The organism is Pseudonocardia sp. TRM90224 (genome assembly GCF_021245725.1).
Classification (GTDB): Bacteria; Actinomycetota; Actinomycetes; order Mycobacteriales; family Pseudonocardiaceae; genus Pseudonocardia.
On sequence record NZ_JAJGSX010000010.1, the window covers coordinates 62,856 to 77,895 of the forward strand.

Genomic DNA, 15,040 nt, shown 5'->3' on the forward strand with positions numbered 1-15,040 from the left:
ACCCCACTACAGATGTAGAGGGAGGGTTCGGATGGGCGTCCATGTCGTTGTCGGTGCGAGCGGGGGCACGGGCAGCGCGGTCTGCGCCGAGCTGCTCGCGGCCGGCCACACCGTCCGCGCGGTGAACAGGTCGGGTCGCGGTGCGCCGGCGGGTACCGAGCCGGTAGCGGCCGACGCGTCCGACAGCGCGCTCATGCGGTCGGTGTGCGCGGGAGCCGACGTCGTCTACCACTGCGTGAACCCGCCGTTCGAGCGGTGGCGCTCGGTGTTCCCCGTCGCGACGCGCGCGCTGATCGAGGCGGCCGGCGCCGCCGGCGCCCGGCTCGTGTTCGCCGACGACACCTGGATGTACGGCGAGGTCGACGGGCCGATGCGGGAGGACACCCCGCACCGCCCGGTGAGCGAGAAGGGTGTGCTGCGCGCCTGGCTCGCCGAGATGCTGCTCGGCGCGCACGCGCGCGGCGAGGTCGAGGTCGTGATCGGGCGGGCCCCGGAGCTCTACGGGCCAAACGTCGAGTCGCTGCTCGGCGCGGCGATCTTCGCTGCGGCCGTCAAGGGCAAGACGGCCCGCTGGCCCGGCGCGCTCGACCTGCCGCTGACCGCGGTGTACATCGGCGATTTCGCGAGGTCGCTCGTGACGCTCGGCACCCACCACGCCGCCGCGGGTGCTGCATGGCACGTCCCCGTCCCGCCTGCGACGACGGCGCGCGGGTTCATGACGGAGGTGTTCCGGCAGGCGGGCAACGAAGCGCGGATCGGCCAGATCCCACCGGCGTTGCTCACGGCGCTGAAGCTCTTCTCGCCCGTCGTCCGCGAAGGTGCGGACCTGCTCTACCAGTTCGAGCGGCCGTTCCTGGTCGACGACTCGCGCTACCGCAGCGTCATCGGCGGGGTGGCGACGGGCTGGGTGGACGGCATCGCGAGCACGTTGGCGTGGTACCGCGGCGACCCGGAACGCACGCGGGTGCGGCTGCTCCCGCGCTGACCCCGGGGGTAAGCCGTCGACAACGACGTTATGGCTGTTTGTGAACGCTCACATCAGCCACAACGTCGTTGTCGACGGGCTCCTCCGGTTCCAGCGGGTGCGCGATCTCGTCGGCAGGCAGCCGCCAGCCGACGATCGCGGCCAGCGCGAGGAACACGGGGATGGCGCCGGCCAGCACGAACGTCGTCGGCACGCCGACCCACTCGCCGATGGGGCCGGCGATGGCCATCGACACCGGCATCAGCGCGAGCGAGACGAAGAAGTCGAGGCTGGAGACCCGGCCGATCAGGTGGGGCGGGACGCGCCGCTGCAGCAGCGTCCCCCAGATGACCATCGCGGCCGAGCCGGTGAACCCGACGACGAACGACGCCGTCCCCATCAGCCACAGCTGGCCGGTGAGGCCGATGACGGCGAGCGGCAGCGCGCCCGCTCCCCACAGCATCAGCATCACCGTGAGGTAGCGCCGCGGCATCCGGAACGACGACACCACGATCGAGCCGATGGCGCCGCCGATCCCGAAGGCGCTCAGCACGAACGCGAACCCGCCCGCGCCGGTGCCGGTCTGGTCGCGGACCGCGAACGGCAGCAGCACCTCCAGCGGTCCGATGATCACCAGCACGTACAGGGTCGCGAAGGCGAGCGTCGCGAACAGCCACCCCGTCCGGAAGAGGTAGGCGAAACCTTCCTTGAGGTCGCGCAGCACCGAAGTGCTCTCCGTTGCCTGGACCGGCAGCGCGCGCATCACCAGCAGTGTGAGCAGGGCGATCCCGTAGATGCCGCCCGCGATGAGGATCGACCAGCCGGGTGCGAACCAGCCGACCAGCACGCCGGCGAGCGCCGGGCCGAGCGCCTGCTGCGTGATCGGGCGCAGTGCGCCTTCCACGCCGTTCGCGGCGAGCAGCTCGTCGGGCGGCAGCAAGGTCGGCAGGAGCGCCGTGTAGGCGGGGAAGAAGAACGCCTCCCCGGCCCCGCCGACGAACGCGATCACAACGAGGTGCCACAGCTGCAGCGTGCCCGTCACGGCGAGCGTTCCGGTGGTGACGGCGATGACGACGCGGATGATCTCGACGGCGATCAGCAGCGCGCGCCGGGGCAGCCGGTCGGCCGCGACCCCGCCGATGAGGACGCTGAGCAGGATGCCGAAGCTCGACGACGCCGCGACGAACGACAGCTCCGTCGGACCCCCGCCGATGTCGATGACCTGCCAGACCAGCGCGACGATCCACATGCCGCTCGCGAAGAGCGAGAACGCCATCGAGGTGACGAGCAGCCGGTAGTCGCGATGGCGGAACGGGCGCAGCGCGCGGGGCAGCGAGCGGGTCGCGGAAGGCTCTGCGGAGGTCATGGTTCCCACGTAACGATGTGAAGTCGAGTGCAGGTCAAGAGCGACGTTAGCGACAAAATGCCCGTCGGTGCGCCCTATTACCCCGGGTCGTCGGTGTCACGGAGACGCGCTTCTGTGGACGATGGAGGTGTGGAGGCCATGGACGACGTTGGTGATGGCGACCGCACGCCGGTGCGCCCCGAGGACATGCGAGCCGGTGACGCCGACCGGGAGAAGGTGCTCGACCGGCTGCGGATCGCGCACGTCGAGGGCAGGCTCGACGTGCTCGAGTTCGACGAGCGGGTGGCGGCGGCCCTCGCGGCGCGGACCTACGGCGAGCTCGAGAAGCTGACCGTCGATCTCCCGGAGCCGAAGAAGTCGAAGTCGGTCGAGCCCCGGACGGCCGCGGCGGCGCCGACGAAGGGCGACGACGACTTCCGGCAGGCGGTCACGGCGTGGGCCGGGGTCAGTGCGGTCACCTTCACGATCTGGCTCATCACCGTGCTCGTGAACGGGCTCATCTACCCGTGGTTCCTGTGGGTCGCCGGGCCGTGGGGGATGATCATCCTCGTCGTGTGGATCAGCCGGCGGCTGCGGCGCGGGTAAGGTGCGGGGCCAGCGCCTCGCGCGACATACCCCATGTGCGGGCCCGTGCGCAACGGACGTACACTGGTGTTTCGGCGCGCCTCTTGCCGCCGGTTCCGTCGTGCCTCCCGCACCTCACGGTCCCGGAGCTGCGGCGTGCCTGCACGGGCAAGCAGCACGATTCCGAGAGTACGCACACCTGTCACGGAACGCGGAGGACATGGCCAAGAAAGACGGGGCGATCGAGGTCGAGGGCCGGGTCGTCGAACCCCTGCCGAACGCGATGTTCCGCGTGGAGCTGGAGAACGGGCACCGAGTTCTCGCGCACATCAGCGGGAAGATGAGGCAGCACTACATCCGAATCCTCCCCGAGGACCGGGTGGTCGTTGAGTTGTCCCCGTACGACCTCACCCGCGGCCGCATCGTCTACCGCTACAAGTGATCACCGAGAGACTGAGAGTACGGACGTGAAGGTCCAACCGAGCGTCAAGAAGATCTGCGACAAGTGCAAGGTGATCCGCCGTCACGGCCGGGTCATGGTGATCTGCGAGAACCTGCGCCACAAGCAGCGCCAGGGCTGATCACCCGCACGTCGCGGGCGACGCACGCAACACAGAGGCACCCGACGCACCTACCGCGCCACACGGGCGCAAGCACCCCCGGAACCAGGCCGGGGCCCGGAAGCGAGTCGACCGGGACGGACGTCGGGAAGACCTGGCTACGAGAACGACAGGAGAACACCGCCGCATGGCACGACTCGTCGGCGTCGACCTCCCCCGCGACAAGCGGATGGAGATCGCGCTCACCTACATCTACGGGGTAGGACGCACCCGCTCGAAGGAGATCCTGGCTGCGACCGGGATCGACAAGGACCTCCGGTCGAAGGATCTGACCGACGAGGACCTGACGGCCCTTCGCGATTACATCGAGAACAACCTCCGCGTCGAGGGCGACCTGCGCCGTGAGGTGCAGGCCGACATCCGCCGGAAGATCGAGATCGGCTGCTACCAGGGGATCCGGCACCGCCGGGGCCTGCCGGTGCGCGGCCAGCGCACCAAGACCAACGCCCGCGGCCGCAAGGGACCGAAGAAGACGGTCGCCGGCAAGAAGAAGGCAGGTAAGAAGTAATGCCGCCCCGCACTCGCCAGCAGGCCGGGCCCAAGAAGGTCCGCCGCAAGGAGAAGAAGAACGTCGCCGTGGGCCACGCCCACATCAAGAGCACGTTCAACAACACGATCGTCTCGATCACCGACCCGACCGGTGCCGTGATCGCGTGGGCCTCCGCGGGCCACGTCGGTTTCAAGGGTTCGCGCAAGTCGACCCCGTTCGCCGCGCAGATGGCAGCGGAGAACGCCGCCCGCAAGGCGGCCGAGCACGGCATGAAGAAGGTCGACGTGTTCGTCAAGGGTCCCGGCTCCGGCCGCGAGACCGCGATCCGTTCCCTGCAGGCGGCCGGCCTCGAGGTCGGCACGATCTCCGACGTCACCCCGCAGCCGCACAACGGCTGCCGTCCGCCCAAGCGGCGCAGGGTCTAGGGGAGGAGTAGCTAGATATGGCTCGTTACACCGGACCCATGACCCGCAAGTCCCGCCGGCTGAAGGTCGACCTCGTCGGCGGCGACCAGGCGTTCGAGCGCCGTCCCTACCCGCCCGGCCAGCACGGCCGGATCCGGATCAAGGAGACGGAGTTCCTCCTCCAGTCGCAGGAGAAGCAGAAGGCCCGCTTCGCCTACGGCGTGCTGGAGAAGCAGTTCTCCCTCTACTACAAGGAAGCCAACAGGCGCACCGGCAAGACCGGTGACAACCTGCTGCAGATCCTCGAGTCGCGGCTGGACAACGTCGTGTACCGGGCCGGGCTGGCCCGCACGCGGCGGATGGCCCGGCAGCTGGTGAACCACGGCCACTTCCTGGTCAACGGCCAGAAGGTGGACATCCCCAGCTTCCGCGTCAGCCAGTACGACGTGATCGATGTGCGGCCGAAGTCGCTGGCGACCGACCCGTTCATCATCGCGAAGGAGCTCGTCGGCGACCGCCCGGTCCCGGCGTGGCTCCAGGTCGTGCCCTCGACACTGCGGATCCTCGTGCACCAGCTCCCCGAGCGGGCGCAGATCGACACGCAGGTCAACGAGCAGCTGATCGTCGAGCTCTACTCCAAGTAGTTCCTTGTAGCGGAGCTCGACACCCCCGCCACCGCAGGGAGGTGGCGGGGCCCACTGCGGCATCAAATAGCGGTTGCCGCAGGCCTGAAGGAGGCACCCACCCATGCTGATCTCTCAGCGCCCCACATTGACCGAGGACTCGGTCGTCGACACCCGCTCCCGGTTCGTCATCGAGCCGCTGGAGCCCGGGTTCGGCTACACGCTGGGCAACTCGCTCCGGCGCACGCTCCTGTCGTCCATCCCCGGAGCGGCGGTGACCAGCATCCGCATCGACGGCGTGCTGCACGAGTTCACCACCGTCCCCGGTGTGAAGGAGGACGTCACCGACATCATCCTCAACCTCAAGGAGCTGGTCGTCAGCTCCGAGGAGGACGAGCCGGTGACCATGTACCTGCGCAAGCAGGGCCCCGGCCCGGTCACGGCCGGCGACATCGTGCCCCCCGCCGGGGTCACGGTGCACAACCCGGACCTGCACATCGCCACGCTGAACGACAAGGGCCGCCTCGAAGTGGAGCTCGTCGTCGAGCGCGGGCGTGGCTACGTCCCGGCCATGCAGAACAAGGCCACCGGCGCCGAGATCGGCCGCATCCCGGTCGACTCGATCTACTCGCCGGTGCTGAAGGTGACCTACAAGGTCGAGGCCACCCGTGTCGAGCAGCGCACCGACTTCGACAAGCTGGTGCTGGACGTCGAGACCAAGCCCTCGATCACCCCTCGCGACGCGCTGGCCTCGGCCGGCAAGACGCTCGTCGAGCTGTTCGGGCTCGCCCGCGAGCTGAACGTCGACGCCGAGGGCATCGAGATCGGCCCGTCGCCGCAGGAGGCCGACACCATCGCGGCCTTCGCGATGCCGATCGAGGAGCTGGACCTCACCGTCCGCTCGTACAACTGCCTCAAGCGTGAGGGCATCCACACCGTGGGTGAGCTGGTCGGCCGCAGCGAGGCCGACCTGCTCGACATCCGCAACTTCGGCGCGAAGTCGATCGACGAGGTCAAGATGAAGCTCGTCGGCCTCGGGCTCGCGCTGAAGGACAGCCCGCCCGGATTCGACCCGTCGGCCGCGGCCGTCGAGTACGGCTCCGAAGGGTTCGACCCCGACCAGCCGTTCGGGGACGACGGCCAGGACTACGCAGAAACGGAGCAGTTGTAGCCATGCCTCAGCCCACCAAGGGGCCCCGCCTCGGCGGTTCGCCCGCGCACCAGCGGCTGATCCTGGCCAACCTGGCGACGTCGCTGTTCGAGCACGGTCGGATCACCACCACCGAGGCCAAGGCGAAGCGGCTGCGTCCGTACGCGGAGCGGCTGATCACCAAGGCGAAGCGCGGCGATCTGCACAACATCCGCGAGATCGCCAAGGTGATCAGGGACAAGGACATCATCCACCGCCTTGTCACCGACATCGGTCCGTTCTTCGCCGACCGCAACGGCGGCTACACCCGGATCACGAAGACGCTGCCGCGCAAGGGCGACAACGCCCCCATGGCAGTGATCGAGCTGGTCTCGCAGAAGACCGTCACCGACGAGGCCGAGCGCGCTCGCCGGGTCGCGTCGTCGCAGAAGAAGGCGGCTGCTGCGAAGACCGAGGAGAAGGTCGAGGACAAGGCGGTCGAGGCTCCGGCCGAGACCGAGGAGTCGGCTTCCACCGAGGACGCGCCGTACGGCGAGGGCAGCCACGCCCCGCTGGACGACCCGGCCGAGGCTCCCGAGGGCTTCGAGATCAAGGGCAACGCCGATTCGATGCTCTACCACGTGCCCGGTTCGTCGCACTACGACCGCACCGTGGCCGAGGTCTGGTTCGCGACCCCGGAGGCCGCCGAGGCCGCCGGGTTCTCGCTGCCCGCCTCGCAGCGTGAGGACTCCTCCACCGAGGAGTGAGCACCACGCCGCACCAGCAGTTGACCGAGCCCGCCGTCCACCAGGACGGCGGGCTCGGTGCTGTCCCCGCTGTCCCCGCTGTCCCCGCTGTTCGCCGCTACCGCCTCGACCTCGGCTACGACGGCACCGACTTCGCCGGGTGGGCCATGCAGCCGAACCTGCGGACGGTCTGCGGTGTCCTCGTCGATGCGATGGGCACCGTGCTGCGGCAGCCCGTCGCGCTGACGGTCGCCGGACGGACGGACGCGGGCGTGCACGCCACCGGGCAGGTGGCACACACCGACCTGCCTGCGGAGCTGGACACTTCGTGGCTGGTCAGACGGCTGGCCCGGTTGCTGCCGCCGGATGTCAGGGTGCGTTCGGTGACGCCCGTGCCGCCCGCGTTCGACGCGCGGTTCGCGGCGTTGCGGCGGCACTACCGCTACCGGGTGGCCACCACGGCGTACGGCGCCGAGCCGTTGCGGGCCCGCGACACGATCTCGTGGCCGTACCCGGTCGACCTGGATGCCGTGAACGCCGCCTCGGCGGCGTTGCTCGGCGAGCACGACTTCGCGGCGTTCTGCAAGCGCCGCGAGGGGGCGACGACCGTTCGTGCGCTGCAGCGGTTCGAGTGGACCGCCGGCGACGACGGGGTTGTCACGGCCGAGGTGTCGGCCGACGCCTTCTGTCACTCGATGGTCCGCAGCCTCGTCGGCGCGGTGCTGGACGTGGGGCGGGCCCGGCGGCCGGCCGAATGGCCCTCGACGCTGTTGCAGCGCGATGGGCGGGCGAGCGAGGTGACCGTCGCGCCGGCGCACGGGTTGACGTTGGTCGCGGTGGACTACCCAGCGGACGCGGACCTGGAAGCGCGGTCGACGATCACCCGTCGCGTGCGTCGACTCGATCCGACACAAGCGGGTGGTGCAGATGCGAACGCATCCGCACCACCCGCTCGGCGGGTCTTTCAGCAGTAGCCGCCGTTGGTCTCGCACGGCCCGCATCGGGTGTCGTGCTGCTCGTCCCACTTCTGCCATCCCGACACCGGGCGCGCGCCCATGGTCACGCAGCATCGCCGCCACGTGCATACGACTGCGCTGGCGCTCGCTCGTGGCACGAGGCGTTCGAGCAGCGTGTCGCTGATCGGTCCCAGACGATCTTTAAGGCTTCTCATCGTGTGAGTCCCTCCACCGGATCACTCCGGATCACGCGGACGAGGGTGCGTCCGCGCCGTTCGACGCTAGTGAGCGAGCGCGGATTTGCGCGGAACGCTCCTTCTGCATCCAGCTGGAAGGTCTTCACAATCGATCACACGAGGTCAACTCGACACAGCCGAGGGAGAGTGGCACTTCAGAGGAAATCTGGACGGCAACTCGATCTCCTGAGATTTCCGCCGGGGCGCGAAGGATTGCTCACCCAGACGTAACGCGCGTGCCTTGAACCGCCGGCCGTCAGCGGCGAGAGTGTGCCGATGGCGGAGATCGAACGGCAGGACCGCGAGTACGGCGGCAAGATCGCGGCCGTCGAGCCGGGCGGGAACGACCCGATCCCGGCTGCCGAGCGGCACGGCAAGCCGTCGCAGCTGTTCTGGACGTGGACGTCGCCCAACCTGGAGTTCGCGACGATCTTCGTCGGGATCCTCTCGATCACGGCGTTCGGGCTGACGTTCTGGCAGGCGGTGGCCGCGATCGTGCTCGGGAACGGGCTCTCCGCCGTCGCGCACGGCGCGTTGACCGGCCGCGCTCCCGCGGCGGGTGTGCCGCAGATGGTGCTGGGCAGGCTCGCGTTCGGCTACCGCGGCAACGTGCTGCCGGCCGGGTTGATGACGATCACCTCCGGGTTCGGGTGGTTCGCGGTCAACAGCGTGAGCGCGGCCTTCGCACTCAGCTCGCTGACCGGGTTCCCCGCGTTCGTGTGCCTCGTCGTCGTGGTGCTGGTGCAGGTCGGCGTCGCGTACTTCGGGCACAACCTGGTGCAGGTGTTCGAGCGGTTCGCCTTCCCCGTGCTCGCTCTGGTGTTCGTGGTCGGAGCCGTCTTCGTGTTCCTTCAGGCCGACCCGTCCGCGGTGCCGGAAGGCGGCGGCACGGGTGGGATCGGCGGGTTCCTGCTGACGGTCGGTGCGGTGTTCGGCTACACGGCGGGCTGGACGCCGTACGCCGCCGACTACGCGCGGTACCTCCCGGCCGAGACGTCACCGCTGCGCGCCGGGCTGGCCGCCGGGATCGGGCTCTTCGGCTCCACGAGCGCGCTGATGATCCTCGGAGCGGCGTCCGTCAGCGCGTCCGCGGCCGCCGGGATCAGCTCCGAGAACCCGACGACGACGTTCGTCGGGGTCCTGCCGGGCGTGCTCGCCGGTCTGACGCTGCTCGCGATCGCGCTCGGTGCGGTCGCCGCGAACGTCCTCAACATCTACTCCGGCGCGATGTCGTTCCTCTCGATGGGCTTCGACGTCCCGCTGCGCCGTGCCCGCGCGACCGTCGCCGCGGTGTTCGGGGTGATCGGCTTCCTCATCGCGTGGGCGGCGCTCGCCGACGCCGCGCACGGGTACGAGGGTTTCCTGCTCGTCGTCGTGTACTGGATCGGGCCGTGGCTCGGGGTCGTGCTGACCGACATGTACCTGCGTCGCGCCGCGCTCCCGACGGGCCTGCTCTACGACCGCGCCCACCGCAACCCGGCCGGTGTCATCGCGCTGCTGGCCGGGATCGTCGTCTCGGTGCCGCTCTTCGCCAACCAGGCGCTGTTCATCGGGATCGTGCCGCGGGAGTTCCCCGCCATCGGCGACGTGACGTTCATCGTCGGGTTCGCGCTGGCGGCGGGGCTGTACGCGCTCTTGTCCCGGCGAACTCCGGACCGGCCGTAGTCCTCGCGTCTCAGCGAGCCCTGGGGCCACCGCGTGCTGGTCGCGTGCGGGACGGCGGGTGCGGTTCCTGATGCTGCTCGTGGGGTCGGCGTCCGGATCGTGGCGCTGGCCGACTTGCGGGTGGTGAGGGCTGCCGCGTCAGCCCTCACCACCCGCTACTCACGAAGGCGTGCGCGGGTCGGCCAGGCCAGCTGCTCGGCCTCTCGCTCGGCGGGCTGCGGGCCGGGCTGATCCGCCGGTGGCACGCCGGTCTCGGGCTCGTCGCCGCGGCGCTGCTGTTCACTTCGGCGACGCTCACGCCGTTCGTCATGGAGTACGGCGGGGCCCTCGGGCTGATCGGCCTCGTGGGCTGGCTGCTCTGGGTCGGCTGGATCGTCGGCTACGGCGTCGCGCTGCTCCGTTCGGCGCCCGACCGTGAGGTGTTGCCGGTCGCCGCATGATCCTGCGCACCCTTGTGCCATGGCGGCCGGCAACGCAGAGTGGGCGGGTGAACTTGTCGGACGAGTCGGCGCTCATGGACGTCGCGCTTGACGAGGCCCGCGCAGGGCTCGCCGAAGGCGGGATCCCGATCGGAGCGGCGCTCGTCGGTGCCGACGGGACGGTGCTCGGCAGCGGGCACAACCGCCGGGTGCAGGACGGCGACCCCTCGATGCACGCGGAGACGGCGGCGTTCCGCGCTGCGGGCAGGCAGCGCGACTACCGCAACACGATCATGGTGACCACGCTCTCCCCGTGCTGGTACTGCTCGGGGCTGGTGCGCCAGTTCGGCATCGGCGCGGTGCTGATCGGCGAGGCGCGGACCTTCCACGGCGGGCACGACTGGCTGGCCGAGCACGGCGTGCGGGTCACCCTGCTCGACGACGACCGCTGCGCCGGGCTGATGACGACGTTCATCGCGGAGCACCCCGAGCTGTGGCACGAGGACATCGGAGAACCTGGATGATTCCCACGATCGATCTCGCGGCCTGGCGCGGCGGCGACACCACCATCGCGGCCACCGTCGACGAGGCGCTGCAGAAGGCCGGCTTCCTGCTGGTCACCGGGCACGGCGTGGACGCTGCTTTGCGGGCCGAGCTGCGCGACGCCGCCCGTCGCTTCTTCGCGTTGCCGCTCGAGGTGAAGCAGCGCTACGCGGTGCGGATCGGCGGGCGGGGCTGGCTCGCGCCGGGGGTCGAGGCGAACGGGCAGGTCGAGGGCGTCGAGACGCCGCCCGACCTCAAGGAGTCGTTCGCGATCGGCCCCGAGACGCCGACCGGCGACCCGACCGTCGACGACGTGTGGTTCCCGCCGAACGTCTGGCCGGCCGAGGTGCCGCAGCTGCATGCCGTCGCGGCGCGCTACCTCGCCGCGATGACCGCCGTCTCCCTGGAGCTGCTGGCGGTCTGCTCGACCGCGCTCGGGCTGCCCCGGGCCGAGCTCGCGGCGCTGGCGAGCCACCCCACGTGGACGTTCAACATCAACCGCTACCCGCCGATGACCGAGGTGGGCGAGCCGGAGCCGGGCCAGTTCCGGATCGGGCCGCACACCGACTTCGGCACCGTCACCGTGCTCGACCGGGAGCCGGGTGCCGGTGGGCTGCAGGTCGACATCGAGGGGCTGGGCTGGGTCGACGCGCCGTACGACCCGGACGCGCTCACGATCAACATCGGTGACCTGCTCGCGCACTGGACCGGCCTGCGCTGGCGGTCGGGTCGCCACCGCGTCCTCCCGCCGCAGGCCGGGGCGCCGACGGAGGAGCTCATGTCGCTCGTGTTCTTCTTCGAGCTCGACCACGACGCGCTGGTCACGCCGCTGCAGCCGCCGATCGGCCGGCGCGCCGACCTGGATCCGGTGGTGTCGGCGCCGTTCCTGAAGGAGCGCCTGGACGCGATCTCCGTCGGCTGAGCGGTTACTTGGACAGGGCTGTCCAAAACGCGTAGGGTGGGGCGCATGCCGCGACCCCGGACGTTCGACGAGGAACGTGCGGTCGAGGCTGCGATGCGCGCCTTCTGGACGACCGGCTACGAGGGGACGTCCACGCACGACCTGTCGACGGCGACGGGGCTGGGGCGCAGCAGCATCTACAACACGTTCGTCAGCAAGCACGACCTGTTCGAGAAGGCGCTGCGGCACTACGCCGAGGTCCGCACAGCGGCGCTGCTCGAACTGCTCGCCGGGCCGGGTTCGGTCCGCGAGAAGGTGCGCACCATCCTCTGGTGGACCGTCGACGCCGATCACGGCGACCCGCTGGGCTGCATGACGGTGAACGCGATCATCGAGCTGGCGCCGCACGACGCCGTCGTGGCGGAGATGGTGCGCAAGGACGAGGCCGTCCGGCTCGCTGCGCTGCGCGACGCGTTCGAGGCGGCGCGGTGCGCCGGGGAGATCGACGGGGATCCGGAGATGCTCGCGCGCTTCGTGCTGGCGACGGTCGGCGGCTTGCAGGTGCAGGCGCGGGGTGGATCGTCCCGCGAGGTGCTGGCGGGCATCGCGGAGGTGGCACTCAGGGCGCTCTGAGTCCGAGAGCGCTCGGGTGGATCTTGTGTGCCGCAATTTTGAACACGACTGTCCAAAACATGGGGGTAACTGATGCCGTTCGCCGTCTTCGTGCTCGGGATGACGATATTCGCCCAAGGCACGTCCGAGCTGATGATCGCCGGGCTGCTGCCCGAGATGGCGGCCGACCTGGGCGTCTCGATCCCGGACGCCGGCCTCCTGATCTCGGCCTTCGCCATCGGCATGCTCGTCGGCGCGCCCGTCCTCGCGGTGGTGACGCTGCGCTGGCCGCGCCGCACCGCGATGCTGACCTTCCTCGCGGTCTTCATCGCGGCGCACGTCGCGGGCGCGCTCACCCCGAGCTACGGCTTCCTGTTCGGCACGCGGGTGGTCGCCGCGTTCGTATATGCGGGGTTCTGGGCGGTGGCCTCGGTGTCGGTCGTCGAGCTCGTCCCGAGCACCGTGCGTGGCCGGGCACTGGGCATCCTCGTCGGCGGGCTCACCGTCGCGACGCTCATCGGGCTGCCGGCGGGAACGGTGATAGGGCAGCAGTTCGGATGGCGTGCGGCGTTCTGGGCGGTCGCGGCGATGTCGGTGCTCGCGATGGTCGCCGTGTTGGCGACGATCCCCGGCGGTCGCGCTGCGTCGGCCGCCCCCGCCCGGCTCGGCGACGAGCTGCGGGCGATGCGCGAGCCGCGGCTGTGGCTCGCGTACGGCACCACCGCGCTGACGATCAGCGCGCTGCTCGTCTCCTTCAGCTACCTCGCTCCGCTGCTGACCGGGACGACCGGGGTGCCCGAGGGGATGGTCCCCGTGCTGCTTGCGCTGTACGGCATCGGTGCGGTCGGCGGGATCGCGATCGGCGGCCGGATCGCCGACGCCCACCCGATCGCGCTGCTCTTCGCCGGGCTGACCGGGCTGTTGCTGACCTCGGCGGCGCTGGCCGCCTTCGCCGAGGTCCTCGTGCTGACCGTGCCGCTGGTCCTGCTGCTCGGGGCGTTCGGGTTCGTCGTCAACCCCGGGCTGAACACGCGTGTGTTCGCGCTCGCCGAGCGGGCGCCGACGCTGGCCGCCGGCGTGAACATCTCGGCGTTCAACATCGGCATCACCGCCGGCCCGTGGATCGGTGGGATCGCCATCGCGGCCGGATGGGGCTACCCGACCGTCGGGTGGATCGGGGCGGCCCTCGCGGCGGCCGCGCTCGGGACGGTGGCGGTGGCGCGGGCGTTGCAGCCCGCACCGAGCCCGGTGACCGTATGAGTTCTCCCGAACGCCCACGGGACCGCCACCCTCCGGGTTAGCGTCGGCGGCGTGCCCAGAGCGAGCGCGACGAGGGCCCCCGCCACCCGCGACCAGGCCGATGCCTACCGCTTCGGCCTGCGCCGGATGGAAGCCGCGCTGGTGCGCGGCGACGCCGTCCCGCTGCACGAGCAGTTGCGGACGCAGCGGCGGGCGGCGTTCGCCGGGGTCGTGCTCGGGCTGCTCGCGATGTGCGGGGTGCTGGTGTACGCGAGGTTCGTCCCGGAGCCCGACTGGCGGCGTGCCGACGTCGTCGTCGGGGCCGGATCGGGGGCCTTGTACGTGGTGGCGCACGGGCCCGACCGGCTCGTCCCGGTGGCCAACCTGCCGGCCGCTCGGCTGGTGCTCGCGGCGTTGCGCGTGGCCGGCGGCACCGGCGCCGACCCGGCCCGCTCGGTTGCCGTCACCGTGCCCGACGCCGCACTCGACGGGGCGCCGCGCACGCCCGCTGCCGCGGTGGCGGGAGCGTTCGCGGTGCGGCCCGAGGTCTCGATCGTCCCGCGGTGGGCGGTGTGCGACCGCGTCGACGACGAGGGGCGGCTGCTCACCACGACGGTGGTGGGCGGCGCGGAGCCCGGCGTGCCGGCGCCGGGTGACGGCGTGCTCGTCAGCGATCCGGAGGGCATGACGTGGCTCGTCACCGCGGGGAGGCGGCACCGGGTCGACACCGGCGACGGACGCCTGCTCGCCACGTTCGGCCTGACCAGGAGGGTCCCGCGGGCGGTTGCGCCCGGCCTGCTCTCGGCCGTCGCGGAAGGGGCGGCGCTGGCCACCCCGGTGGTGGCGGGGCGCGGCAAGCCGGCCGCCGACCCTCGGCACGGCCGGGTCGGCGACGTGGTCGTCATGCGTCCGGTCGGGGCGCCCGCGCGCTACTTCGCGGTGCTGGCCGGAGGGCTGCAGGAGGTGCCGGTCGGTGTTGCGGAGCTGCTCAGGGTGGCGGCGGGCGGCAAGGAGCCCCGGGAGCTCGACGGTGCGGTGCTCGCGAACGCGACGTTCGTCGACGAGCTGCCGGTCGCCGGGTGGCCCGCGGCGGCACCGCGGATCAGGGACGCCGCAGATGCGCCGGTGCTGTGCTGGACCTGGGACGGGGCCGGGCCCGCCGAAGGCGACGTGTGGGTCGGCGCGCAGGTGCCCGGCCCGCCCGGCGTGGCGGCGGTGCTGCTGGCGCAGGCCGACGGCGGCGGGGAACGTGTGGACGAGGTGGTGGTCGGGGCCGGCGGGGCCGTCCACTCGACGGCCCCCGGGCGGACGCCGGGCTCGGGGCCGCGGTGGCTGGTGTCGAGCAGCGGTGTCGGCTACGGCGTCGCGGACGTCTCCACGGCCGATGCGCTGGGGCTCGTCCCTACATCCCCCGCGCCCGAGGCGGCGCTGCGGCTGCTGCCGTCCGGCCCGCTGCTCGACGTCGCCACCGCGGCAAGCGTCGTCGACGGCTGAAGTTCCCCACCGTTTTGGGTGGATGCGCGCCGAAAGGCGCGCAAGTGCCCCAAAACGGTGGGGAAGTTC

18 protein-coding genes are annotated in these 15,040 nt (G+C 71.1%); 17 read left to right on the forward strand and 1 reads right to left on the reverse strand.

Going from position 1 to position 15,040, the window contains the following annotated elements; translation table 11 throughout:
* Positions 1-31: 31 nt before the first annotated feature.
* Positions 32-985 (forward strand): NAD-dependent epimerase/dehydratase family protein, encoded by a 954-nt coding sequence (locus LL648_RS18155; protein WP_232663775.1) that lies wholly within the window; start codon positions 32-34, stop codon positions 983-985.
* Between the two features lie 28 nt (positions 986-1,013).
* Here the strand turns inward: LL648_RS18155 and LL648_RS18160 are convergent, their stop codons facing one another.
* Positions 1,014-2,330 carry an MFS transporter gene (locus tag LL648_RS18160; RefSeq protein ID WP_232663776.1) on the reverse strand — a complete coding sequence of 439 codons (1,317 nt, stop codon included), beginning with the start codon at positions 2,328-2,330 and terminating at the stop codon, positions 1,014-1,016.
* Between the two features lie 138 nt (positions 2,331-2,468).
* Between LL648_RS18160 and LL648_RS18165 the strand changes: the two genes are divergently transcribed.
* From LL648_RS18165 to eccB, 16 genes are all read left to right on the forward strand, one after another.
* On the forward strand, positions 2,469-2,915 hold the full coding sequence (locus tag LL648_RS18165; RefSeq protein WP_232663777.1) for a DUF1707 SHOCT-like domain-containing protein: 447 nt from the start codon (positions 2,469-2,471) through the stop codon (positions 2,913-2,915).
* A gap of 199 nt (positions 2,916-3,114) precedes the next feature.
* Entirely contained in the window at positions 3,115-3,336 is a 222-nt protein-coding gene (gene infA, locus LL648_RS18170; RefSeq protein ID WP_028929190.1) for a translation initiation factor IF-1, read from the forward strand.
* A gap of 25 nt (positions 3,337-3,361) precedes the next feature.
* On the forward strand, positions 3,362-3,475 hold the full coding sequence (gene rpmJ / locus LL648_RS18175; protein WP_010148647.1) for a 50S ribosomal protein L36: 114 nt from the start codon (positions 3,362-3,364) through the stop codon (positions 3,473-3,475).
* A 166-nt stretch (positions 3,476-3,641) separates the two neighbouring features.
* Complete coding sequence (gene rpsM, locus LL648_RS18180) at positions 3,642-4,022, forward strand: 30S ribosomal protein S13 (protein WP_232663778.1); 381 nt, start codon at positions 3,642-3,644, stop codon at positions 4,020-4,022.
* On the forward strand, positions 4,022-4,429 hold the full coding sequence (gene rpsK, locus LL648_RS18185; RefSeq protein WP_232663779.1) for a 30S ribosomal protein S11: 408 nt from the start codon (positions 4,022-4,024) through the stop codon (positions 4,427-4,429). The genes rpsM and rpsK overlap by 1 nt, the downstream gene beginning before the upstream one ends.
* Positions 4,430-4,446: 17 nt before the next feature.
* Entirely contained in the window at positions 4,447-5,052 is a 606-nt protein-coding gene (rpsD, locus tag LL648_RS18190; RefSeq protein ID WP_232663780.1) for a 30S ribosomal protein S4, read from the forward strand.
* Between the two features lie 103 nt (positions 5,053-5,155).
* On the forward strand, positions 5,156-6,202 hold the full coding sequence (locus LL648_RS18195; protein WP_232663781.1) for a DNA-directed RNA polymerase subunit alpha: 1,047 nt from the start codon (positions 5,156-5,158) through the stop codon (positions 6,200-6,202).
* Positions 6,203-6,204: 2 nt separating this feature from the next.
* Entirely contained in the window at positions 6,205-6,927 is a 723-nt protein-coding gene (rplQ, locus tag LL648_RS45765; protein WP_374112065.1) for a 50S ribosomal protein L17, sunset domain variant, read from the forward strand.
* On the forward strand, positions 6,924-7,880 hold the full coding sequence (gene truA / locus LL648_RS18205) for a tRNA pseudouridine(38-40) synthase TruA (protein ID WP_308190350.1): 957 nt from the start codon (positions 6,924-6,926) through the stop codon (positions 7,878-7,880). The genes rplQ and truA overlap by 4 nt, the downstream gene beginning before the upstream one ends.
* A gap of 494 nt (positions 7,881-8,374) precedes the next feature.
* Positions 8,375-9,763, forward strand: coding sequence for a purine-cytosine permease family protein (locus LL648_RS18210; RefSeq protein ID WP_232663782.1), 1,389 nt, complete (start codon positions 8,375-8,377; stop codon positions 9,761-9,763).
* Between the two features lie 308 nt (positions 9,764-10,071).
* Entirely contained in the window at positions 10,072-10,203 is a 132-nt protein-coding gene (locus LL648_RS44120) for a hypothetical protein (protein ID WP_255685851.1), read from the forward strand.
* 47 nt (positions 10,204-10,250) lie between these two features.
* Positions 10,251-10,706: a nucleoside deaminase gene (locus LL648_RS18215; protein WP_374112066.1), complete on the forward strand. Its 456-nt coding sequence runs from the start codon at positions 10,251-10,253 to the stop codon at positions 10,704-10,706.
* Positions 10,703-11,647 (forward strand): isopenicillin N synthase family dioxygenase, encoded by a 945-nt coding sequence (locus LL648_RS18220; RefSeq protein ID WP_232663783.1) that lies wholly within the window; start codon positions 10,703-10,705, stop codon positions 11,645-11,647. The genes LL648_RS18215 and LL648_RS18220 overlap by 4 nt, the downstream gene beginning before the upstream one ends.
* A gap of 45 nt (positions 11,648-11,692) precedes the next feature.
* On the forward strand, positions 11,693-12,259 hold the full coding sequence (locus LL648_RS18225; protein WP_232663784.1) for a TetR/AcrR family transcriptional regulator: 567 nt from the start codon (positions 11,693-11,695) through the stop codon (positions 12,257-12,259).
* Between the two features lie 72 nt (positions 12,260-12,331).
* Positions 12,332-13,498 carry a Cmx/CmrA family chloramphenicol efflux MFS transporter gene (locus LL648_RS18230; protein ID WP_232663785.1) on the forward strand — a complete coding sequence of 389 codons (1,167 nt, stop codon included), beginning with the start codon at positions 12,332-12,334 and terminating at the stop codon, positions 13,496-13,498.
* A gap of 51 nt (positions 13,499-13,549) precedes the next feature.
* Entirely contained in the window at positions 13,550-14,971 is a 1,422-nt protein-coding gene (gene eccB, locus LL648_RS18235) for a type VII secretion protein EccB (RefSeq protein WP_232663786.1), read from the forward strand.
* The last annotated feature ends 69 nt before the right edge of the window (positions 14,972-15,040 follow it).